The sequence below is a fragment of the Parvimonas oralis genome (assembly GCF_047608425.1).
Taxonomy (GTDB): domain Bacteria; phylum Bacillota; class Clostridia; order Tissierellales; family Peptoniphilaceae; genus Parvimonas.
In genome coordinates this window covers 107,754-130,683 of the sequence record NZ_JBLKRS010000001.1, presented here as the reverse complement: position 1 = coordinate 130,683, position 22,930 = coordinate 107,754, and the positions used below count along the sequence as shown (strand labels likewise).

At 27.4% G+C, this 22,930-nt stretch carries 20 protein-coding genes; 6 read left to right on the top strand and 14 right to left on the bottom strand.

Features of this window, described 5'->3' with window-relative positions; translation table 11 throughout:
• Positions 1-146 precede the first annotated feature (146 nt).
• From rlmN to uvrB, 4 genes are read right to left on the bottom strand one after another with little or no spacing between them, the layout of a single operon-like run.
• Positions 147-1,193, bottom strand: a complete 1,047-nt coding sequence (gene rlmN / locus ACMX2D_RS00755; protein ID WP_414972358.1) for a dual-specificity RNA methyltransferase RlmN — start codon at positions 1,191-1,193, stop codon at positions 147-149.
• Complete coding sequence (locus ACMX2D_RS00750) at positions 1,183-1,773, bottom strand: DJ-1 family glyoxalase III (RefSeq protein ID WP_414972357.1); 591 nt, start codon at positions 1,771-1,773, stop codon at positions 1,183-1,185. The genes rlmN and ACMX2D_RS00750 overlap by 11 nt, the downstream gene beginning before the upstream one ends.
• Positions 1,766-4,603 carry an excinuclease ABC subunit UvrA gene (uvrA, locus tag ACMX2D_RS00745; RefSeq protein ID WP_414972356.1) on the bottom strand — a complete coding sequence of 946 codons (2,838 nt, stop codon included), beginning with the start codon at positions 4,601-4,603 and terminating at the stop codon, positions 1,766-1,768. The genes ACMX2D_RS00750 and uvrA overlap by 8 nt, the downstream gene beginning before the upstream one ends.
• Positions 4,596-6,569 (bottom strand): excinuclease ABC subunit UvrB, encoded by a 1,974-nt coding sequence (uvrB, locus tag ACMX2D_RS00740; protein ID WP_414972355.1) that lies wholly within the window; start codon positions 6,567-6,569, stop codon positions 4,596-4,598. Before uvrB ends, uvrA begins: the two co-directional genes overlap by 8 nt.
• Positions 6,570-6,789: 220 nt before the next feature.
• Between uvrB and ACMX2D_RS00735 the strand changes: the two genes are divergently transcribed.
• From ACMX2D_RS00735 to ACMX2D_RS00725, 3 genes are all read left to right on the top strand, one after another.
• Positions 6,790-7,488 (top strand): ABC transporter ATP-binding protein, encoded by a 699-nt coding sequence (locus tag ACMX2D_RS00735; protein WP_414972354.1) that lies wholly within the window; start codon positions 6,790-6,792, stop codon positions 7,486-7,488.
• A gap of 1 nt (position 7,489) precedes the next feature.
• Complete coding sequence (locus ACMX2D_RS00730) at positions 7,490-9,799, top strand: ABC transporter permease (protein WP_414972353.1); 2,310 nt, start codon at positions 7,490-7,492, stop codon at positions 9,797-9,799.
• A 186-nt stretch (positions 9,800-9,985) separates the two neighbouring features.
• Entirely contained in the window at positions 9,986-10,867 is an 882-nt protein-coding gene (locus ACMX2D_RS00725) for a PSP1 domain-containing protein (protein WP_150263133.1), read from the top strand.
• Positions 10,868-10,929: 62 nt separating this feature from the next.
• On the opposite strand, the gene ACMX2D_RS00720 is transcribed toward ACMX2D_RS00725, so the two are convergent.
• The 8 genes from ACMX2D_RS00720 to ACMX2D_RS00685 all read right to left on the bottom strand — a co-directional run bounded on the left by ACMX2D_RS00720 (position 10,930) and on the right by ACMX2D_RS00685 (position 17,759).
• A complete protein-coding gene (locus ACMX2D_RS00720) occupies positions 10,930-11,355 on the bottom strand; it encodes a deoxycytidylate deaminase (protein ID WP_269722465.1) in 426 nt (141 codons plus the stop codon).
• 41 nt (positions 11,356-11,396) lie between these two features.
• Positions 11,397-12,140, bottom strand: coding sequence for a TRM11 family SAM-dependent methyltransferase (locus tag ACMX2D_RS00715; protein ID WP_414972352.1), 744 nt, complete (start codon positions 12,138-12,140; stop codon positions 11,397-11,399).
• A gap of 16 nt (positions 12,141-12,156) precedes the next feature.
• Positions 12,157-13,017, bottom strand: coding sequence for a type II restriction endonuclease (locus ACMX2D_RS00710; protein WP_414972350.1), 861 nt, complete (start codon positions 13,015-13,017; stop codon positions 12,157-12,159).
• 10 nt (positions 13,018-13,027) lie between these two features.
• On the bottom strand, positions 13,028-13,927 hold the full coding sequence (locus ACMX2D_RS00705) for a DNA adenine methylase (protein WP_414972349.1): 900 nt from the start codon (positions 13,925-13,927) through the stop codon (positions 13,028-13,030).
• Positions 13,928-13,936: 9 nt separating this feature from the next.
• Entirely contained in the window at positions 13,937-14,458 is a 522-nt protein-coding gene (locus ACMX2D_RS00700) for an NYN domain-containing protein (RefSeq protein WP_414970992.1), read from the bottom strand.
• Positions 14,448-15,185, bottom strand: coding sequence for a 23S rRNA (guanosine(2251)-2'-O)-methyltransferase RlmB (gene rlmB / locus ACMX2D_RS00695; protein WP_414972348.1), 738 nt, complete (start codon positions 15,183-15,185; stop codon positions 14,448-14,450). Before rlmB ends, ACMX2D_RS00700 begins: the two co-directional genes overlap by 11 nt.
• A 1-nt stretch (position 15,186) precedes the next feature.
• Positions 15,187-16,572, bottom strand: a complete 1,386-nt coding sequence (gene cysS / locus ACMX2D_RS00690) for a cysteine--tRNA ligase (RefSeq protein WP_414972346.1) — start codon at positions 16,570-16,572, stop codon at positions 15,187-15,189.
• Between the two features lie 290 nt (positions 16,573-16,862).
• A complete protein-coding gene (locus ACMX2D_RS00685; RefSeq protein WP_414972345.1) occupies positions 16,863-17,759 on the bottom strand; it encodes a glycerophosphodiester phosphodiesterase family protein in 897 nt (298 codons plus the stop codon).
• Between the two features lie 149 nt (positions 17,760-17,908).
• On the opposite strand from ACMX2D_RS00685, the gene ACMX2D_RS00680 reads away from it, so the two are divergent.
• The 3 genes from ACMX2D_RS00680 (at position 17,909) to ACMX2D_RS00670 (ending at position 20,569) form a co-directional block, all read left to right on the top strand.
• Positions 17,909-18,775: a YitT family protein gene (locus ACMX2D_RS00680; RefSeq protein WP_414972343.1), complete on the top strand. Its 867-nt coding sequence runs from the start codon at positions 17,909-17,911 to the stop codon at positions 18,773-18,775.
• 12 nt (positions 18,776-18,787) lie between these two features.
• Complete coding sequence (locus ACMX2D_RS00675; protein WP_414972342.1) at positions 18,788-19,618, top strand: aminoglycoside 6-adenylyltransferase; 831 nt, start codon at positions 18,788-18,790, stop codon at positions 19,616-19,618.
• Between the two features lie 105 nt (positions 19,619-19,723).
• Positions 19,724-20,569 (top strand): amidohydrolase family protein, encoded by an 846-nt coding sequence (locus tag ACMX2D_RS00670; protein WP_414972700.1) that lies wholly within the window; start codon positions 19,724-19,726, stop codon positions 20,567-20,569.
• Between the two features lie 1,304 nt (positions 20,570-21,873).
• On the opposite strand, the gene ACMX2D_RS00665 is transcribed toward ACMX2D_RS00670, so the two are convergent.
• Positions 21,874-22,332 (bottom strand): methylated-DNA--[protein]-cysteine S-methyltransferase, encoded by a 459-nt coding sequence (locus ACMX2D_RS00665; RefSeq protein ID WP_414972341.1) that lies wholly within the window; start codon positions 22,330-22,332, stop codon positions 21,874-21,876.
• Between the two features lie 7 nt (positions 22,333-22,339).
• Positions 22,340-22,921 (bottom strand): HD domain-containing protein, encoded by a 582-nt coding sequence (locus tag ACMX2D_RS00660; protein ID WP_414972340.1) that lies wholly within the window; start codon positions 22,919-22,921, stop codon positions 22,340-22,342.
• Positions 22,922-22,930 lie beyond the last annotated feature (9 nt).

The following is a 22,930-nucleotide window of genomic DNA, read 5'->3' as shown; positions in this document are numbered from 1 at the left end:
AAAACTTTTAATAATGAATATTGATTGTTCTAAATATTTTATTAGAAATTTTTTTAATAAGAACCCAACCCTTCCACGATGCTTCGCATCGGGTGGGGTCCAGAGAACCTTGTTGTTTTACAATAAAAAACTGACTTCACAGTCAGTTAATTCTCCTCTTCTAATACACCTTGTCTAAGTTGCCCACAAGCTCCGTTTATATCATCGCCCTGTTTCTTTCTTATCGTGGCATTTATTCCATAATTTTCAAGCATTGACTTAAAAGAGTAAATATACTTTGTACTTGGTGCAACTCCATCAAACTCTTTTATTGAATTTAAAGGAATTATATTAATATGGCAATTTAAGCCCTTTAGAATATTTTTAAGCTCTAATGCATGTTCTCTTGAATCGTTTTGTCCTTTGATTATTGTATATTCAAAACTCACTCTTCTTGAAGTTTTATCAAAATAATATTTACAAGCCTTTAATATTTCATCAATTGAAAAATTGTCGGAAATAGGCATTATCTCTCTTCTTTCCTTTTGGAATGGATTATGTAGCGAAATTGTAAGTGTTACGGGTAATTTTTCATCAGCTAATTTATAAATATTATGGACAAGCCCACATGTTGAAATTGTAATATTCCTAAGACTTAAATTTTTACCTTTTTCAGAATTTATAATTTTCAAAAATCCTATTACATTATTATAATTATCAAGTGGTTCTCCAATACCCATAATAACAACATTATTTATAGTTAAATTCAAATCATTCTCTATCAGATAAATTTGATTTAACATTTCAGCAGAAGTTAAATTTCTTTTGAAATTTTCTTTTGTTGACGCACAAAATGTACAGCCCATTCTACAGCCTACTTGACTTGAAATACAAACAGTACAATAACTTCCATAGTCCATAAATACAGTTTCAATTATTCTATTATCATATAATTTAATCAAATATTTTTTTGTATTATCCAGCTTTGATTCATATTTTGTATAAATTGAAGAAGTATTTATATATCCTATTTCCTTTAGTTTTTCAATTAAAACTTTAGGCAGTTGTTTGCAATTTTCTATTTCAAAGTTTTTCTTTTGGTGCATAAATCTAAAAAATTGTTCAGCCCTAAACTTCTTTTCTCCCAAACTCAAAAATAAATCTTCAAGCTCTTCAATTTTCAAAGAGTTAAATTCTATTTTTTTATTTTTCATTCTTTTCTTCCTTTAGAATAAAATCCCTCAACAAATAATCAACAGACATAAAACGAACTTGTTTTTCTTGAACTTTCCCTTTTATTTTTCTAATCAATGTATAAGCAAGTTCTCCTGCAAGTCCTGCTCCTCTTGCCGTAATTATATTGTCGTCAACACAAATTGCATCTTCTTTAACATTTGCATCAAGCAATTCATCTTCCATTCCAGGATAAATTACTGCATTTCTTCCAGATAAAACACCTGCTTTTGCAAGAACTGAAGGTCCTGCACAAATTGCAGAAATCAATTTATGCTCTTCGTCAAATTTCTTTATTATTTCTAAAACTCTTTTATCCTCTCTGATGTCAAAAGCAGCAGGAAGTCCACCAGGAATAATAATACCTGCATATTCTTTTAAATTTATATTTTCAATCAAATCATCAGCTAAAACAGTTATTCCTCTATTACTTGTAACTTGAAGTTTTCCTGTAATTGAAATCATATCGACCTTAATATCCGCTCTTCTAAGATAATCAACTTGAGTGAGCGCTTCAACTTCTTCAAAAGTATCTGTTAAAATTAAAATATATTTATCCATTTTGCCCTCCTAATATTTTTCTTAAAAATTGACCCGTATATGACTTCTCACATTTTGCAACTTCCTCCGGAGTTCCTGTTACGACAATAGTTCCTCCACCGTCGCCACCTTCAACACCTAAATCAATTATATGATCTGCAATTTTTATCATATCTAAATTATGTTCTATTACAATAACAGTATTTCCTTGTTCAACTAAGGTATTTAAAACTTCAATCAATTTTTTTATATCATCAATGTGTAATCCTGTAGTTGGTTCATCTAAAATATAAACAGTTTGTCCCGTTCCACGTTTAGCAAGTTCAGATGCAAGTTTAACTCTTTGAGCCTCTCCACCTGAAAGTTCTGTTGAGCTTTGACCAATCTTAATATAATCCAATCCTACATCATATAAAGTTTGTAATTTTCTTTTTATTGAAGGATGATTTTCAAAGAATTTAAGTCCATCTTCAACAGTCATTTCCAAAATATCTGAAATATTTTTTCCATTATATGTTACTTCCAAAGTTTCTCTATTGTATCTTTTACCACCACAAACTTCACAAGGTACATATACATCAGGTAAAAAGTGCATTTCAACCTTTATTGTTCCGTCTCCTTTACAAGCTTCACAACGGCCACCATGAACATTAAAACTAAATCTACCTTTACTATATCCTTTCATTTTTGCCTTTGTAGTCATAGCAAAGACATCTCTTATATTATCAAAAAGTTTAGTATAAGTTGCAGGATTTGAACGCGGAGTTCTACCTATTGGACTTTGGTCAATTTCAATAACTTTATCAAGCTTTTCATAGCCCTCAATCCTATCAAATTTTCCTGTTTTTTGTTTGCTCCTATTTAATTTGTTTGACAATTCTTTATTTAAAATTGAATTTACCAAACTGCTCTTTCCACTTCCGGAAACACCAGTTACACAAGTAAAAACACCGATAGGAAATTCAACATCAATATTTTTTAAATTATTTTCTCTTGCTCCAAAAACTTTAATTGTATCTGTGTATTTTCTTCTTTGTTTAGGAACTTCTATTTTACTTTTTCCTGAAAGATATGCACCTGTAATAGATTTTTTACTCTTCATAATATCTTTAAGAGTTCCCTGTGCAACAACCTCTCCACCATGAATACCTGCTCTTGGTCCAATATCTACAATATGGTCGGCACAACGAATAGTATCTTCATCATGTTCTACTACAATCAATGTATTTCCAAGATTTGTTAAATTTCTTAAAGCATTTAAAAGTTTTTCATTATCTCTTTGATGTAAACCTATACTTGGTTCATCCAAAACATAAACAACTCCAACAAGCCCAGAACCAATTTGAGTTGCAAGTCTAATTCTTTGACTTTCTCCTCCTGAAAGAGTTCCTGCACTTCTTGCCAAAGTTAAATATTCAAGACCTACATCTTTTAAAAATTTAAGTCTTTCTTTAATTTCCTTTAAAATTCTTTCACCAATAATACTTTCAGTTTCTGTTAATTCTAAATCATTAAACCATTCATTTAATTTTTGAACGGACATTGCAGTAACATCTGAAATATTTTTATCTCTTATAAAAATTGAAAGAGCTTTTTCATTAAGTCTTTTTCCTTTACAAGTTTCACATTCCATTTCAGACATCACTGTTTCAATTTTTTCTCTCATAGAAGACATTGGAGAAGAAGCATATCTTCTTTCCAAATTCTTTACTATTCCTTCAAATGGTTTATTAAAAGTTTTATTTTCATTTGTGAACTTACTTTCAAACCTAAATTTTATATTTCTTGATCCTGTCCCATAAAGAAGTTCATCTATAGTTTCTTTACTTAAATCTTTAAAAGGAGTATTTTCATCAAAACCGTTATATTTTATGATTTCGTGAAATATTTTATAATAGTATCCATCTTCTCCGGTAGTCATATTGTAGCATTCAATAGCTCCATCTAAGAGTGATTTATTCTTATCAGGAATCACTAAATCCGGATCTATAATTTTATGGCTTCCAAGTCCATTACAATCATGACACATTCCAAAAGGACTGTTAAAAGAAAAAGTTCTAGGTTCAATTTCATCAAATGAAATATGCCCGTTAGGACAGGACATTTTTTCAGAAAATAAAATTTCTTCTCCATCAACAACTTTAACTTTTACAATACTATCACTAAATTTAAAAGCGGTTTCTAAACTCTCTGTAAGTCTTGACTCAATCCCTTCTTTTACAACAAGTCTATCAACTACAATATCAATATTATGTTTTTTATTTTTATCTAATTCAATTTCTTCTGTAAGTTCAAATTCTTTATCATCGATAATTACACGAACAAAACCTTGAATTTTTATATTTTCTAAAAGTTTTTTATGCTCTCCCTTTTTTCCACGAATTACAGGAGCTAACACAAATATCTTACTTCTCTCTTCAAGTTTCATAACTCTATCAACCATTTGGTCGATACTTTGACTTTTTATCTCGGTTCCACATATTGGACATTTTGGAATTCCAATTTTTGCAAAAAGCAATCTCAAATAATCATAAATTTCTGTAACTGTTCCAACTGTAGATCTTGGATTTCTATTTGTAGTTTTTTGATCAATAGAAATTGCCGGACTTAGTCCATCAATATATTCAACATCAGGTTTATCCATTTGACCTAAAAATTGTCTTGCATAACTTGATAAGCTCTCAACATATCTTCTTTGCCCTTCGGCATAAATTGTATCAAAAGCTAAAGATGATTTTCCACTTCCACTAAGTCCTGTAAAAACAACCATTTTATCTCTTGGAATTTCCAAATCTATATTCTTTAAATTATTTACTTTTGCTCCTTTAATTCTAATTGTATTTTTAGACATCTAATCCCCACATTTCCTTTAATCTCTTTATTTCATCCCTAATTGATGCTGCTCTTTCAAAATCTAAAGAATCAGCAGCAGATAACATTTCATTTTTCAAATCTTCAATGAAACTTTCATAATCTGTAATTTCAACATCTTCTGTTTTATAATCCACATTATCCTCAGCAACCTTTGTAGCTTGAATAATCTCTCTAATATCTTTCTTAACACTCTTCGGAGTAATATTATGCTCTATATTGTATTTATTTTGAATTTCACGTCTTCTATTTGTTTCCTTAATTGCCACATCCATTGACTTTGTAATTCTATCTGCATACATAATAACTCTTCCGTTTACATTTCTTGCAGCACGTCCGATTGTTTGTATCATAGAAGTTTCAGAACGCAAAAAACCTTCCTTATCTGCATCCATAATTATAACCATACTTACCTCAGGCAAGTCAAGTCCTTCTCTTAACAAGTTTATTCCAACCAAAACGTCAAACTTTCCAACACGCAAATCTCTAATTATTTCCATACGTTCAATCGTATCAATATCGCTATGCAAATAAGTTGTTTTTATTCCTACATTTTTTAAATAGTCCGTTAAGTTTTCAGCCATTTTTTTAGTCAAAGTTGTAATTAAAACACGTTCACCTTTTTTAATAACTGAATTCACTTCCCCAATTATATCATCAATTTGTCCTTCTGTCTTTCTAACTTCAATTAAAGGATCCAAAAGTCCTGTAGGTCTTATAATTTGTTCAACTTCTTCTAAATTATGACTTTTTTCGTACTTGCCAGGAGTTGCAGATACATATAAGATTTGATTTACCATACTTTCAAATTCTGTAAATTTTAATGGTCTGTTATCCAAAGCAGAAGGCAATCTAAAACCGTAATCTACCAAATTTTGTTTTCTACTTCTATCTCCTTCATACATTGCACCAATTTGTGGAACAGTAACATGACTTTCATCTACAATAATTAAAAAGTCATCAGGAAAATAATCAATCAAAGTATAAGGTCTTGAACCTCTTTCTCTACCGCTTAAATGAGCAGAATAATTTTCTACTCCACTACAAAATCCAATTTCTTGTAACATTTCCAAATCATATTTTGTTCTCTGTTCAAGTCTTTGCGCTTCAACTAATTTATTTTCTTGATTTAAAACTAAAAGTCTTTCTTCCAATTCTTTTGAAATTGTACCAACAGCTCTTTCTATTTTTTCCGCACTTGTAGCAAAGTGAGAAGCAGGATAAATTGCAACATGCTCACGAGTTCCGATAACATTTCCTGTTAAGGCATCAATTTCTGAAATTTTATCTATTTCATCTCCAAAAAATTCTACTCTAATACTATTTTCAGAAGAAGAAACCGGAAATATTTCTAAACTGTCTCCCCTTACACGAAAAGTACCACGAATAAAATTAATATCATTTCTTACATATTGAATATCCACAAGTTTTCTTATAACTTCATCTCTATCTTTTATCATTCCCGGTCTTAATGAAACAACTAAATTTTCATAGTCTATTGGATCACCTAAACCGTAAATACAAGAAACGGAAGCAACAATGATTACATCTCGTCTTTCAAAAAGAGACATTGTAGCGGAGTGTCTAAGTTTATCTATCTCATCATTTATTGAGCTGTCTTTTTCTATATAAGTATCGGATTGTGGAACATAGGCTTCAGGTTGATAATAATCATAATAGGACACAAAAAACTCAACAGCATTGTTAGGAAAAAATTCTTTAAATTCACTCGCAAGCTGATAAGCCAAAGTCTTATTATGCGCAATCACAAGTGTTGGCTTTTGAACTTTTTCTATAATATTTGCCATTGTAAAAGTCTTTCCGCTACCCGTAACGCCCTTTAAAATTATTTCTTTATTTCCTTTTTTAATCGATTCCGAAATTTTTTCAATAGCCTCAGGTTGATCTCCCGTAGGCTTAAATTTTGAATTTAAAACAAACTCCATAATGTACTCCAATTTATATATTAAATAAAATTTTTTATATTAAAAATAATTCATCTATATTATACTATATTTTTCATCTATAACATAACTAATATACCGCAAAAATTTATTTAATAATCAAATTAAAAAATACTTTCTGTTATAAAATTTTATTGTTGATAATGTATATCAAAAGTGCTATAATTGGTTTATAGTTAAATAAATTTTTATGGAGGTATTTATGTTTTTAGTTGTAAAAAATTTAAACAAATCTTATGGAACAAATGAAAATAAAATTTCCGTTTTAAAAGATATAAATTTTTCTTTAGAAAAAGGAGCACTTTGTACTCTATTGGGACCTTCAGGTTCTGGAAAGTCAACTTTACTTAATGCTATTGGCGGACTTGAAAAAATTGACAGCGGATCTATCATAATAAATGAATGTGAAATTTCCAGTTTAAAACAAAATGCTCTTTCAAATTTTAGAAGAAAATATTTAGGCTTTATTTTTCAATTTTACAATTTAATTCCGGACTTAACCGTAACGGAAAATATTCAAGTGGGTTCTTTTATACACAATGACCCTATGGATATTGAAAAATTAATAAAAGATTTAGGTTTATGGGAACACAAAAATAAATATCCAAGACAATTATCAGGTGGACAACAGCAGAGATGTGCAATAGGACGTGCTTTAATAAAAAAGCCTGAAATACTGCTTTGTGATGAACCTACAGGTGCTCTTGATTACAAAACTTCAAAAGATATTTTATCCCTACTTCAAAGAATAAACAAAGAGTATGAAACTACAATCATTCTTGCAACTCATAATGAAGAAATAACGAAGATGTCTAATATAATTATAAGACTTAAGGACGGTATTATATCTCAAGAAATAGAAAACGAAAAGGTATTGGATGCACAAGAATTGGAGTGGTAGTATGAGAAACTTAAATAAAAGAATTTTTCGAAGTTTAAAAACTCAATGGTCAAAAAATTTATTGCTTTTTATCCTTATGTGTTCTATGATTTCCATAACTTCAGGTATGTTAGTTGCATCAGGAAGTATAAAAACTATATATTATGAACTTATGTCTAAAGGAATTGTAGAAGACGGAAAATTATTATTTGCCTTTGACCCTACAGATGAAATTATAAAATCTATTGAAGATGAAAATGTAAAAGTCGAAAAAGCTACTTATGTTGATGCAAAAATTAAGGAAAATAAGTATAATAAAGACGAAAGGACAATTAGGCTTTATACAAATAGAAAAAATATAAATCTTCCAGTTATAAATGAAGGTGTTCTTGCGACAAAAAAGGGTGAAATCACCATAAACAAATTATTCGCTGAAAAAAATAATTTAAAAATCGGCGATACTATAACATTTCAAAAAGAATTTTTTAAAGACAATAAGGAACATACTTTTAAAATAGTCGGATTTGCCACTCTTCCGGATTATAATTCATCCTTTCAAAAACATAGCGATTTAATATTTAATGCAACAGATTTCGGAACAGGATTGATATCTGAAGAAGAAAAAGATATTTTTAATGAAAGCAAATTAAAATATCAAGTTTCTTATAGATTTAATGATAGGAACTTAAGTGAAAAAGAAATTGACGAAAAGAATAAAGATATAGTAAAATCAGCAAATAAATCAAAAACAGTTTTGGAGCAGATTACAAAAAAAGACAATAATGCTATAAGTTATTTGATAGACGATATGGGTGGAGATAGACCTATGATGATTGTAATGCTATGTCTTATGGTAATTTTACTAAGTTTTATATTCGCACTTTCAATTGTAAGTAAAATACAGGAAGAATCTGAAATAATCGGAATACTACTTGCAAACGGATATAAAAAATCGGAACTCGTTTTAAATTATATTGCAAATTCAGTAATAATAACTTTTTTGGCGGCAGTTTTAGGTAATATTTTAGGTTACACATATTTTACAGATTCATTCAAAGATGTTTACTACAAATCATTTAACTTGCCTAACTTTACCCCTAATTTCAACTTTGAAGCGCTGATAATTACAACTATAATTCCAATTTCTATAATTTTAATTTTTAATTATTTATATATCTATAGGAAATTAAATTTTACACCTTTAGATTTTTTGAGAAAAAATTTAAAACATTATAAAAATAAAAGAAAATTAAAATCTGAAAGTGAATTGAAGATAAAGAAAAATTTTTTGGGGTCTTTTAGAAAATCTATTATAAAATCCAATAGAGGTGATTATGTAGCTATAATACTTGGAATTTTTATTACTTCAATCTTATTTATTTTCGGTTTTTCTGCAAAGCCAACATTTGACAACTATGGAAATAACTTAAAGGAGAATTTGTTTTGCAAGTATCAATATGTCTTAAAAGCACCCATAGAAATAGAAGATAAAACGGCTGAAAAATATACAACAATATCTGCAAGTGTTTATCACCCTATAAGAAAAGCAGATGATGATATATTGTTATTAGGAATTAGTGAAAATTCAAAGTATTTTCAAAATACAAAACTGCCGGAAAATAAAAATGAAATCATTGTAAGTGAATATCTTTCAAAAAAACTTAGAAAATATGTAGGAGATGAAATAACTATAAAAAGCAAATTGTTAGATAAAGAAAAAACTTATAAAATAGTTGGTATTTACAAAAAATCTTCTACTCTTTCAGCTTTTGTAAAAAAAGAATTCCTAAACGAAGAAATAGAACAAAAAAAGGAATTCTTTAATGGATATTTCAGCAAGGAAAAATTAGATATTGATGAAAAATACATCGCAACTACAATTGATGAAAATTCAATGACCGATGTTTCCAAACAATTATCTGAAATTATGGAACCTCTTATAAATACTTTTATATTTTTATCTGCAGTATTTTTGGCGGGTTTTATATATAGCCTTATGAAAATAATAACTGATAAAAATACTATACAAATAGCCTATTTAAAAATCTTCGGATATACTAATAGAGAAATTTCAAAAATTTATATAAGACCGATAACTATAACAGTCTTAATAAGTTTGCTAGGTTTAATTCCTCTTGAATTATATGCGGTAAAAGAAATAATGTACTACTCTATGCTTAAATTTTCAGGATATTTAGAGCTTTATATCTCTCCAAAAATAGTAATATTATCAATTCTAATTACTATTACAACATATATATTTGTAAGTACATTACAATTTTATAGAATATCAAAAATGAATTTCAGTGAAGTTTTAAAAAACAGAGAATAGAAATACAAAACCTTATATGATACTTAGCATAAGTCAAGTATCCTAATTTTAAAAAATTGACGGACTTTTTGTCCGTTATTTTTTTGAATATTTTGTCCCAACGGTTTTCCCTTTATTAAGTCTATATATCTAGTATTCAGCAGAAAATTATGATATAATATGGTTGTATAATTTTTAGGAGGAACTATGAAAAAAGTAGTTGGGATAAGATTTAAAGAAGCCGGAAAAATATATTACTTCGATCCCTGCAATTTTAGTATAAATAAAAATGACAATGTAATCGTGGAAACTTCTCGTGGAATAGAGTATGGAAATGTAGCCATCGAACCGAGAGAAGTTGAAGAATCAAAACTCGTTTCCTCATTAAAACCTGTTTTGAGAATTGCCGACAGTATGGATAATTATATCCATCAAGAAAACAAGAAAAAGGCTAAAGATGCTATCGAAATTTGCAAAATAAAAGCAAATGAACACGGCTTAGATATGAAATTAGTTGATTGTGAATATACATTTGACAATCAAAAAGTAATTTTTTACTTTGTTTCTGATAATAGAATTGATTTTAGAGAATTAGTTAAAGATCTTGCATATATATTTAAAAACAGAATAGAGCTTAGACAAATAGGAGTTAGAGACCATGCAAAAATTATTGGTGCTATTGGCTCTTGTGGTCAAGTATGCTGTTGTAAAAGATTTTTAGGAGAATTTGCTCCTGTAACAATCAAAATGGCAAGAGATCAGTCCTTATCTTTAAATCAAAATAAAATTTCAGGAACTTGTGGAAGACTTATGTGTTGTTTGAAATATGAACAAAATGTCTATGAAGAAAAGTTAAAAAAAATACCACCTTGTGGAACTTATGTAATAACAAACGAAGGTAAAGGTATTATTGTAGACAGTTATACTCTATCTGAGATTGTAAAGGTAAAAATAGTAAATGAAGAAACTAATACTGAAACTGTTAAACCATTTTTTGTAGATGATATTGCAGTTACAAAAGAAAGAGATATGGCTTATGCTAAAAAAGACGAAGATATTCAATTTGAATATATTGAGCAATTATTATAAGAATTAAAAAATAGAGTTGAAACCAACTCTATTTTTTTGTTCAATTGATAAATTTTTATAATTTATTCTCCAATTTTAATATATTCTACTTTATTTCTTTCCAACAATTCTATCGCATATTCATCCATTCTATAACTATTTTCATAGTAAATCTTTGAAATTCCTGCTTGAATTAATGCCTTGGTACAATTTAAACAAGGAAAATGAGTTACATAACAAGTACAGCCCTTTACTTTTATACCTTCTCTTGCACAATATAAAAGTGCATTTTGTTCTGCATGGATTGTAGCAATGCAATGTCCATCTCTCATTGTATGCCCTATTTCATCACATTGAGGATTTCCTGAAATTGAACCGTTATATCCCGTTGAGATAATTCTATTATCCTTATTAACTAAAACACAACCAACATAAGCCCTATCACAAGTTCCTCTAGTTGCGACCATTTTCGCCAAATCCATAAAATATTCGTTCCAAGGTTTTCTCATATTCCCTCCTACTTTCACTATTTAATCATTTTAATAGTTATTTATTTTTTAAAAATAAATAAGTATTCATGTGCTATTAATAAAAAGTTATATTTTACACTATTAGTTTTCCAAAATCCGGTAGCTCTGCAATTATGTTGTTCTTTTATTATAATTTCTTTTAAAGTAAATCCAGATTTTTTAAAAATTTCCATAGCTTTAAAAGACATTGGTATCATATTACCCTTTTGCCTTGTGTCCCCCATTAATATAGCACAAAATTTTCCTTTTTTAAGCACTCTATAACTTTCATTTGCAACTCTTTCCATTTGTATTAAAAAATCTTTTATATTTAATCTAGATAAATCATTTTCAATATCTTCGCTATATTTTATGATGTTAGCATAAGGAGGATGTGTACATATCAAATCTATACTTTCATTTCCAAGAAAAAACAAGTCCCTAGCATCTCCTTTTTTTATTATAATTTTACTATTGGATTTATTATAATCAAAATTTACTTTTTCTTGACATCTTTGTAATGCTATATCACTAACATCAACACCAATTATATTTCTATTTAATAATTTTGCTTCAACAAGAGTTGTCCCACCTCCAGCAAATTGATCCAAAACAATATCTCCTTCTTTTGAATATCTAAGAATTATATTTCTTGGTATATAAGGTGACCAGTTTCCTCTCCACTTTGCATCATGAGTTGCCCAATTTCCCCTATTTGGAAAAGACCAATGTGTAGTCATTTCTAATTCAAAATCTTCAGGCTCCCACTTTTTTTCTTTTTTCATAGCGATATCCTTTTATCTAAATAAAAATTTCTTTCATAACATTGTTTTCTAAATCATTTAAATTATATAAATGTTCCATAATATCAAAAGTTTCCTCAAGGTTATGTCTTGCACTATCCCAACCTTTTCCATCAGTAAACCATACAAATCTCAGTCCTTTTATATTATTAGATTCTATTGCTAAATTTTTGTAACTACGAGCTGTTTCATTAAGTTTACTTCCTCCACTACTATAAAAGTTTGTTTCTATAACATAAATCACACGCTCAGTTTTAACTACAAAATCAAATCTTTTTTCCGTTTTCCCAGCATTGGAAATTGCAGATAAATCAATATTCCATCTCTTAGTAATATCACTTATATACATTTCTTTAAAATAATTAATATCTTTAACAAATCCAGCATTTATGATAAATTTTTCAACTATATTTTCCATAACATGACCTCCACGATTTTTTCTCGCATTTGAGTCTAACCCTGTTTCCACTCCAGTTACATAATCTACTAAATTTGTAATTATATGATTTTGAATTAAATCAAACAATCCAGTTTTTCTCATAAAAACACTATATTGTTCTATTGGTACATTTGTTTTCTTAAAAGAATAGTTAAATTCTCCCTCTTCATCAATAGCATAAATTTCTTTTTTTCTTACTGCAATTAATATCGGAATACATTTCAAAACTTCAGGATACTTTCTTAATATATTTTCAAAATCTGTCTCTATATTTTTTGAACCTATCAATGAATTTAAAATATTTAATTCAACCTTTAGTTCATCAACATTTTTATAGACTTTTTTAAAATCTGTATAATAACTATAGTCTACTATATTAGCTCTTAAATTTGATATCCATTCTTTAAAATTACGTTCCATACTTTTTCTCCTAAAAATTTGAAATTAAAAGTTCTGTTATTTTATTTCTTAAACTACCTTTTGAGTTAATACTTCTATTTGCAAATATTCTATTAATATTATAGTTAGAATATAAATCATCAAAAAAATTATCATTAGAATTATTATTTCTTGGATCAGAGTTGCTCAATAAGAATTTTGCACCAATCTTATTTATCTGATTTATAAACTCTGAAAGCTCTATCTGATCTTTATCGTCAAAAGAATCTTTACTATACGATGTAAAACTTGATGTCAACGATATTGGTCTATATGGTGGATCAATATATACAAATGTATTACTATCTATAACATTAAATGATTTTTTATAATCATCACAAACTATATTTACATTTTTTAATTTTTTTGAAATATTCATTAAATTAACAGTATCGCATATTTTAGGGTTCTTATAATCTCCAAAAGGCACATTAAATTTATTAGATTTATTTACTCTAAATAGTCCATTAAAACAAGTTTTATTTAAAAAAATCATCAATACTGATTTTTTTACAATATGTTTATAAGAACTAATTTCAATGTTATTAAACTCTTCCCTTTTTGATAAATAATATTCTTTTCTATTTTCAATATCTAATTTCAAAAATTCTTTTTCTATATTTTCTAAAATTAAAATCAATTCTTCAACGTTATTCTTTATACAAGAATATGCATTTATAAGATCTGCATTTATATCACTAATATAAACTTCTTTTAAATCATATTGATTCAAAATATCAAATAAAACAGCTCCTCCACCTATAAATGGCTCAACATATTTTGTTATATTACTGTCAAAAATATAATATTTTCTTATTTCATTTAAAATTTGAGTTTTCCCGCCTGCCCATTTTAAAAATGGTTTTGCGTTATTGTCAAAAATTTCACTCAAAACTTTATCCTACTTTCCAAATAATTTTTTCTCTATTTCATCTAGTTGATTTATTGCTTTGTCATCTAGAGTGTTGAAATAGCTTTTGTTTGTAATTCTGTTTTTAGTTTCATAACGATTACTTTTGTTTTTCAAATTTTCGTAACGATACAATAATTCTTTTGCGGTTAGTACAATTCCACCTCTTTGTGTTACGAGTTTTTGAATAAGAGTGTCGTCTGTTCCGACAGAAACCAAAATTTTTCTTCCAATTTCATCCAATTTTTTTTCAATATATTGGTCTGCGGTTTCATTCTGTTTTGTATAGACAACTTCAATTCCCTTTATAACTTCTGAAGTACCTTTGAAGTTAATCTTATATGCATCAAAGACAAGTAGCAAATCTATTCCAACAAGTTTTGAATATTCTCCCATATCATATATTAGCTCATGTCTTGCATTTTCAAAACTCAAATTTAAAAATGGTTTGTATTTTTCCCAAGCATTTAAAATATTGTAACCGTCAATTATAATTAATTTTTTAGTTTTCATCTCTCTGTCTTAATGCCTCATAAACTAAAATTGCACAAGCATTTGATGCGTTAAGGCTTGAAACTTTACCTTTCATTGGAAGTTTGGTTAAAAAGTCACATCTCTTTCTTATAAGTTGACCTATTCCATTTCCTTCATTTCCAATTACTATTGCAATATTTCCTTTAAAATCCATATCTGTATAAATTTTTTCAGCCTCTCCACAAGCGCCATAAACCCATACATTTTCTTTTTGTAATTTTAAAATTGTATCTGCAATATTTGCAACTTTTGCTATTTTAATATGATTTACAGCTCCGGCAGATGATTTTTGAACAATTGATGTAACAGGTGCTTGATTTCTCTTTGAAACTATAATTCCATGAACACCAACAGCTTCACAAGTACGAATTATTGCTCCAAAATTATGTGGATCTTCAATCTCATCCAGAATTACTAAAAACAAATCTTCATTTTTATCTTTTGCACTTTGTAATATTTCTTCAATAGTTGAATACTCAAAACTTGAAATTAAGGCACAAACTCCTTGATGAACAACTCCGTCAGCCATATTTTCCAATTTGTTTTTATCAATTTCTGAAATTAAAATACCATTTGCCTTTGCTTTTCCTATTATTTTATTTATTGAGCCCTTTAAATCACCTTTTAAAATATATATTTTCTCTACTTTTCTATCGCTTTCTAATGCCTCTAATACAGCATTTCTTCCGAATATATAGTCGCTCATATTACACCCTTTTCCAAACAACACCATTTCTAGTGTCTTTTAATTCAATATTCATTTCTTTTAAAATATCACGAATTTCATCCGCTCTTTTAAAATCTTTATTCTTTCTTGCTTCTTCTCTTTCTTCAATAAGTTTTTCAACTTTTTCATCTAAATTATCATCTTCCTCTTTATAAAGAAGTCCTAAAACTGAAGCAAAATCAGATAGCAACTTAACAGCTCCTTTTACAACTTTCAAATCAGTATTTTCATCAAATGTATTTGTATAACGAATAAGCTCATAAACTTTAGAAATTGCATCTGCAGTATTCAAATCATCATCCATAGACTCTAAAAATTCTTTTTTTAGCTCAACTAATCTAGAAATATCTCCATCTTCTCTTTCTTCACAAATTTCTAGAAGTCTTTCCAAATGTTCCTTTCCATTATACATTCTTTCAAGCCCGTTTTTAGTTTGTTCCATAACTTCTCGACTGAAATTTAATGGATTTCTATAATGAGTTGATAAAATCCAAAGTCTAATCACTTCCAAGTTATATTCTTTTTGAATATCTTTAACTGTAAAGAAATTTCCTTTTGATTTACTCATCTTTTCATTGTCAACATTAATCATTCCATTATGCATCCAGTAATTAGCAAAAACTTTATCATTGCAACATTCGGACTGAGCTATTTCATTTTCATGATGTGGAAATTGCAAATCTTCTCCACCCGCATGAATATCTATTGTATCTCCTAAGAATTTCTTTGCCATTACAGAACATTCAAGATGCCAACCCGGTCTACCCATTCCCCAAGGACTTTCCCAAGCTGGTTCACTTTCATCTTTTCTTTTTTTCCAAAGTGCAAAATCAAGCGGATTTTTCTTTTCATCAGAAATATCAATTCTTGCTCCGGCTCTTAAATCATCAATATTTTTTCTGGATAATTTTCCATAATCTTTGGCTTTTGTAATATCAAAATATACATTACCGTCAACATTGTATGCAATGCCTTTTTCTTCTAGTATCTTTACAAATTCAATCATCTCATCAATACATTCAGTAGCCTTTGGATGAATTGTATGACTTTCAAAAAGATTTAAACCATAACTGTCTTCAAGATAGGCCTCAATATATTTTTTTGTAATATCTGTAAAAGGAACATTTTCTTCTTTTGCTCTATTTATAATTTTATCGTCAATATCTGTAAAATTACTTACAAATTTTACGTCATAACCAATGTATAAAAGATATCTTCTTAAAGTATCGTAAACAATCATTGGCCTTGAATTACCAATATGAATATAATTATAAACTGTTGGACCACAAACATAAATCAACGCCTTGCCCGGTTGTATAGGTTTAAATTCTTCTTTTTTTCTTGTTAATGTGTTGTAAATCTTCATATTACACCTCTCTTATTTTTAATTTTCATAGTATTTTACTACTTAGATTATTTAATATAAAACAAAACGCCTCTTGAAAAAACAAGAGACGAAAAAATTCCGCGGTTCCACTCTAATTGAAAAAATCCACTTAAATTGCTATAAAGTAGCAAACAATACTCCAAGGATGCACCTTCAACTTGATGTTTTTCACCAGACAACATCTCTCTACAAATCGTTGTTTCTCTTCCTTTTCAACATATATATTCATTTATAATAGGATACTAAATTATTAAGAAAAAGTCAATATTTTAATTAGACTTTTCTTCTTTTATTTTTAAAAGCAAGTCAACTCTATCAGTTATAATCCCATCAACTTTTTTATTTATAAGTTGTCTCATATCTTTTTCAGTATTTATTGTCCAATAACAAACAGAAATATTATGCTTATGGAATTTATAAATTAAGTATTTTGTATCTAAAGGAAGTTTTTCAAATCTTGGAATCATCATTGCATGAGTATTAAACTTTTTAAAACTGTCATATCCAAAATATGATGCAAATACAACTTCTTTAGTCTTCTCCATAGAACCGGATATAATTATTTCTCCATTACTTATTTTTCTTAAATATTTAAGATTTTCTTCATTGAAACTTGAAAAAATTACATTTTTTTCAAGCTTATATTCTTTTACACATTTATACAAAAGTTCTGCAGACTTTAAGCCTACTTCTCCATCGTCCTTAACATCTATACTGTAAATAACAGAATCACCAAATTTTTCAAAAAGTGAAGAAACTTCCATCGGATATAATCCCTTTACTCTATTTTCAGCATAAGGATAATTCCCATAAATATCTTTAAATCTATATCCGAAATTAAACTCTTTAATTTCTTCAAAGGTATAGTCTATTACCTTTCCTGTTCCGTCAGTTGTTTCATCAATATCCTCATTGTGTTGAGTTATTATTTTCCCGTCTTTTGTAAGTCTTATATCTGTTTCAAAAGCATCAACACCCATTTCAAAAGATTTTATAAAAGCCAATTCTGTATTTTCAGGAAATAAATTACTTGATCCTCTATGTGCAAAAACAAGTGGGAAATCACCATTTTTAAAAATTTTCCTTGCCTTTTTTTCTTTTTTAAAACATGAAAATTGCAATAAAATATAAATTGATATTATTAAAACAAACAAAAACAAATACATATACTCATCTCCTAAAACTTTAATTATCTTAATTTAATTATTTATAAGAAAAATCTGATATAATCAATATAATTATATCATATAAAGTAAAATTATGATATAATTATATTGTTATTATTAACTAAATACATTAGAAGAGGTTGGTGTTTATGTTAGAATCTTTTTTTGGAGATAAAAAGTACTTCTTTAGAACTATTTTTTATATCCTTTTAGGTGATTTAATTTGCTCATTTGCAGTAGTTAAATTTTTAGTTCCTGCCGGACTACTTTCCGGTGGACTTGGTGGTATAGGACTTATGATAGAATACTTAACAGGACTTCCTACAGGGGTTTCAGTATTTGTCTTGAATTTACCTATGATGATTGTTGGGGCATTTTTCTTAAATAAAAAATTTATGACTTATGCTTTTTTATCAACTTTCATTTATTCATTTATATTAATTGCTATGCGTCAAATCCCTATTAATTTCAATCTTGAAAATAATATGTTATATGCAGTTTTTGGTGGATTTATTAATGGTCTTGGAATGGGAGTTCTATTCAAGCATGGTGCTTGTCAAGGTGGACTTGATATTTTAGCTACTATCTTTAAAACAAAACTTAATGTAAATATTGGATCATCTTTAATGGCTATAAATGCACTTATAATAGGAGTTGCATCTTATATCTTCAGTCTTGAGAGAGGTCTTTTAACCATTGTAGCAATGTATGTAGCATACAAAATGCTTGATAAAATACAAATGGGTTTTGGAGATACAAAACAAATCATGATAATGACAGCAAAGCAAAGAGAAGTTACAGACAAAATTTTATCCGATCTTCATAGAGGTGTTACACTTCTTCATGGAGAGGGGGCTTTTACACATAAACAACAAAATGTTATATATTGTATTGTTAGTACTAGACAAGTAGTAACTATTAAGAGAATATTGAACGAAGTCGATCCGGCTGCATTTTTAATAATTTCCGACGCTTATGAAGTTAAAGGTAGAGGATTTAGAGTACAAGAGATTTAGGAGGGGTTTATTTTGAAAAATATTTTAACATTTAATGAACTTAAAGAAATAGCAAAAAAAATCGCAATGGATGATGATAGAGTTGAAAAACTTTACATAGAACAACTTGAAACACAAAGCATGTCAAGTGATGTAAACTTTTTTAATATTTTATATTTAGTAAAAGATTTATCTTTTGATGATGCTTCATTTGAATTCATCGAACATTTTGGTGATGTTTTAACTATGTTTGAAAACACAGAAAATGAAAATGTAATAGAATATAGAATAATTTATGAAAACTTTACTCAAGGTATTTTTAGAATTGTATCTAAAAAATCAATAGATGTTTTAGAAGAACTTGAAGAAAAATATATTTGTGTACTTAATAAAGATGAAAACAAAAAAAGTGGAGTATATATTGACAGAAAAATAAATAAACTTACTGAAGATGAATTTTTAGTAAACACTTGTGAATTTTTCTGGAATATTTTAAAATTCGGAAACAAACTATACACAAAAGAATTTTTGAATATATCGCAAGAATATAGAAAAGTTTTGTCTTTACTAGACGATCATTTAAAACACTATGTTCTATCTGAAAACAAATACCTTATAGAATTAGGAAAAGAAAATAAATTAGTATTTAATTATGTTGATACTGAAATTTTTGAAATGTATCTAAATTGTTATTCAAAATTGGAATTAGATTCTCTATGGGTTGCCCTATTTAATATCTGTGGACTTTTCAGAAAAATTTCTCTTCAAATAGCAATTAATTTAAGATTTGACTATGCCAAAGAATTGGATAGAGATACAGTAACATATTTAAGAGAATTAAAACAAAAAGCAAATAATAGATAAATCGGATAATTATTTTTTCAGGAAAATAAAGTATGGATAATATGAAATTTATAAAAATAACAAATGATAAGTTTGACGAATTAAAAATTTTACAAAGGAGAAAATATAATTAATTGGAAACAGCTTCCCAAAATTGATGCTCATATTCATCTAACTCCACAAGATGTAATAGATGCAAATATCGAATATGACGATGTATTTATTACAAACGGTTCTATTGATGATTATATTGAAATAATGAAAAAATATAATATAGAATGCGCTTTTATTATGCCATTCAATGACCCATATATGTTATCTATGGATTTCACAGTAGAAACGTCTCATAAAAATCTTTCAAAAATGATAAAAGATAAGAATTCAAAATTTTATTGTTTTGCTGATATTGACATTAGAAAAAATATAAAAGACACAATTAAAGAAATAGAAAAAGTCTTAAAACTTGAAGAATTTATAGGGATAAAAATTCACTCAACGAATACTTATTACCCTGTTGATGGTTTTTATTATGAAAAAATATTTGAATACGCAAGTAAAAATAATATTTTAATAGAAATTCATTCTTATCCCAGAGACCATTTGTCAGATGATGTATGTTCTCCAAGCAGAATAAAAAATATTCTTAGTAAATATCCGAATTTAAGACTATCAATAGCACATTTAGGCGGTTTTCAATATGAAGAATTAATTGGGCTAAATGCGTATTTTAATATGTCAGCAATTTTGCCCGATATGGTTAATAAATTAGGAATAGAAAAAACGAATAGGATATTACGATCATTCGGTGTGGATAAATTAATTTTTGCTTCAGATTATCCTGACAGCAGATGCTTAAAACCAAACGAAATTTATGATAAATATTTTGAAATATTGGAACAAATGGATTTTTCACAAGAAGAAGCTGAAAAAATTTGTAAATATAACGCTCTAAAGATGATAGGTAAAATATAAAAATAAGAACTCCACCCTTCCACGATGCTTCGCATCGGGTGGGTACCCGTGAACCTTGTTGATACGCAATAAAAGTGCATCAAATTATAAAATGATGCACTTTTTATATCTAAATATTTAATTTTAGTTTTAGCGAAATCCAAATTTCTTTACACTTGAACTCCAATTTTAGTTTTTGTAAATCTATCAATTTAATAATACTTTAGCATAAACTAGCTAATCACCGATAAACTTTTATATCAATAACCTTCTCTGTCTTTCCATACTATATACATACAATCTTATGATAAATTTACAACCACATTGCGTGTAATATCTTTTGTGTTCTATATTACTTCACATTGTATCTTTAGTATAATCTAATTTCACTAATCTTTAATCTTTAGTATCAGTCTATACGATTTTAAAATTAATATATTTTTTAAATACTTAAATATCCCTACATTATTATATTTAATCTTATTAATAATCAAAGATTTCAATACTCTTATATTTAATTATATAAATATGCAAATTTCTTAATACTCTTATATTTAATTTTATAAATTCTTAAAAGTTTTATATTATTATATCTAATTTTATAAATATGCAAATTTCTTAACATCTAAGCATTCCGTACAAATATCTATATCTTATATTATCATATCTAATTCAACAAATATAACAATACTTTAACGATTTTAGATTTTATATTGTAACTACTCAAATATCTCAATTCTCTTATATTTAATCTTATAAATATTCAAACAACTTAATACTTTTAGATTTAACTTTATAAATATTTAAATATTTCAATTCTCTTATATTTAATTTTATAAATATTTGAATACTCCAATATCTTCAAACTTAATTTTATAAATATTTAAATTATCTGATATCCTTATATTTAATTATACTTAATTTTATATTATCCTATCATACAACTTAATACAGTGATTTTTTTCAATTAGTTTTTAATAAAAGTAAATAAAGTTAATTATACTATTTTCCAATCTTTACATTCACAAAATATATTATCTGCTGTTCAAGTTGCTGGAATCGTAAGTCTTTTCTAAAAACCAATGATTCAGCAACTCTGATGAAATTGTTTTTAATACTTTCATTGGTCTTACCTCCAGTCTTCAAACTATTTAACGCGTTATCTTGTTTGTTAAATATATTATACCCCATAAAAATACATTTGTCAACACTTTTTTTAAACTTTTTTCAATTTTTTTCACTTTTTTTGCGATTTTTTTGAATTTTTTTACATTTTTTTGAATTTTTATTGTTTTTTTATACTAAATTTATGATTTTAAAATATTTTATTTTAAATTTTTTCTTTCCAACTCCAAAAGTTTTTGTTTTATTTCAATTCCATCAGCATAGCCCACAAGTTTTCCATTACTTCCTATAACTCTATGACATGGAATTACAATCGGTAATTTATTTTTATTATTCGCTCCGCCTACTGCTCTTTGCGAATTTTCATTTCCAATTTTTCTTGCAATATCTTTATAACTACAAGTTTCTCCATAAGGAATTTCCGTTAAAGCCTTATATACCTTTAATGCAAACTCGCTTCCATCCACTTTAAATGTGAACGTAAAGTTTTTTCTTTTCCCACAAAAATATTCTTCCAATTCTTTTTTTGCCAATTTTAAAATTTCAGTTTCAGGATTAATAACTTTTTCATCTTTTACAAATTTTATCTCAATTATTTTCTCCTGATCTTCAACAACTTTTATTTCTCCAATTGGACTGTTAAAAACTATATAATTCATAATTCACCTATTCTATATTTAAAAGTTTGTATATATCAATATTACATTTTTCATCAAAATATCTTTTTAGTTCTAAAAACTTTTTCCATTTTTCAATAGTATACTCGTTTATTCCATTTCTGATTGCAACATCAAACAGCCTAATTTCCAATCTTACAAATCCTTCAGCAGCTCCTAAAGCATCACAGAGTTGAATCAATCTATCATAATCATCATAAATAATTTCTTTCAATTTGTTTTCAAGAAAATCCAACTTTTCTTTGGGTAAATCTAATTTTCCATTATAGCAATATATAGTTTTAATAGGAAATGAATGTGTTAAACAAATTCTTGCACCTTCATAAAAATTTTTTTCATCCAAAAAAATCATTCCATCATATACATGTTTTATATGTGAAAATCCAAATCTTCTACCAATATCATGTAACAATCCCAGTACAAATGCTTTTTCAGAATCTAAATATTCAGTATTTTTTGCGATAATCTCCGCACATTTTGCAACATTTAAAGAATGTTCAAACCACCTACCACAATTTAATTTATTGGCTTCATTCAATAAAATCATAGCATATTCTCTATCTATATTCATAATTACCTC

What these genes read in the sequence shown, in the direction of transcription:
- rlmN (WP_414972358.1), bottom strand. Translation starts at nt 1,193, where the DNA reads ATGAAAAATAAAAAAATAGAATTTAACTCTTTGAAAATTGAAGAGCTT.
- ACMX2D_RS00750 (WP_414972357.1), bottom strand. Translation starts at nt 1,773, where the DNA reads ATGGATAAATATATTTTAATTTTAACAGATACTTTTGAAGAAGTTGAA.
- uvrA (WP_414972356.1), bottom strand. Translation starts at nt 4,603, where the DNA reads ATGTCTAAAAATACAATTAGAATTAAAGGAGCAAAAGTAAATAATTTA.
- uvrB (WP_414972355.1), bottom strand. Translation starts at nt 6,569, where the DNA reads ATGGAGTTTGTTTTAAATTCAAAATTTAAGCCTACGGGAGATCAACCT.
- ACMX2D_RS00735 (WP_414972354.1), top strand. Translation starts at nt 6,790, where the DNA reads ATGTTTTTAGTTGTAAAAAATTTAAACAAATCTTATGGAACAAATGAA.
- ACMX2D_RS00730 (WP_414972353.1), top strand. Translation starts at nt 7,490, where the DNA reads ATGAGAAACTTAAATAAAAGAATTTTTCGAAGTTTAAAAACTCAATGG.
- ACMX2D_RS00725 (WP_150263133.1), top strand. Translation starts at nt 9,986, where the DNA reads ATGAAAAAAGTAGTTGGGATAAGATTTAAAGAAGCCGGAAAAATATAT.
- ACMX2D_RS00720 (WP_269722465.1), bottom strand. Translation starts at nt 11,355, where the DNA reads ATGAGAAAACCTTGGAACGAATATTTTATGGATTTGGCGAAAATGGTC.
- ACMX2D_RS00715 (WP_414972352.1), bottom strand. Translation starts at nt 12,140, where the DNA reads ATGAAAAAAGAAAAAAAGTGGGAGCCTGAAGATTTTGAATTAGAAATG.
- ACMX2D_RS00710 (WP_414972350.1), bottom strand. Translation starts at nt 13,017, where the DNA reads ATGGAACGTAATTTTAAAGAATGGATATCAAATTTAAGAGCTAATATA.
- ACMX2D_RS00700 (WP_414970992.1), bottom strand. Translation starts at nt 14,458, where the DNA reads ATGAAAACTAAAAAATTAATTATAATTGACGGTTACAATATTTTAAAT.
- rlmB (WP_414972348.1), bottom strand. Translation starts at nt 15,185, where the DNA reads ATGAGCGACTATATATTCGGAAGAAATGCTGTATTAGAGGCATTAGAA.
- cysS (WP_414972346.1), bottom strand. Translation starts at nt 16,572, where the DNA reads ATGAAGATTTACAACACATTAACAAGAAAAAAAGAAGAATTTAAACCT.
- ACMX2D_RS00685 (WP_414972345.1), bottom strand. Translation starts at nt 17,759, where the DNA reads ATGTATTTGTTTTTGTTTGTTTTAATAATATCAATTTATATTTTATTG.
- ACMX2D_RS00680 (WP_414972343.1), top strand. Translation starts at nt 17,909, where the DNA reads ATGTTAGAATCTTTTTTTGGAGATAAAAAGTACTTCTTTAGAACTATT.
- ACMX2D_RS00665 (WP_414972341.1), bottom strand. Translation starts at nt 22,332, where the DNA reads ATGAATTATATAGTTTTTAACAGTCCAATTGGAGAAATAAAAGTTGTT.
- ACMX2D_RS00660 (WP_414972340.1), bottom strand. Translation starts at nt 22,921, where the DNA reads ATGAATATAGATAGAGAATATGCTATGATTTTATTGAATGAAGCCAAT.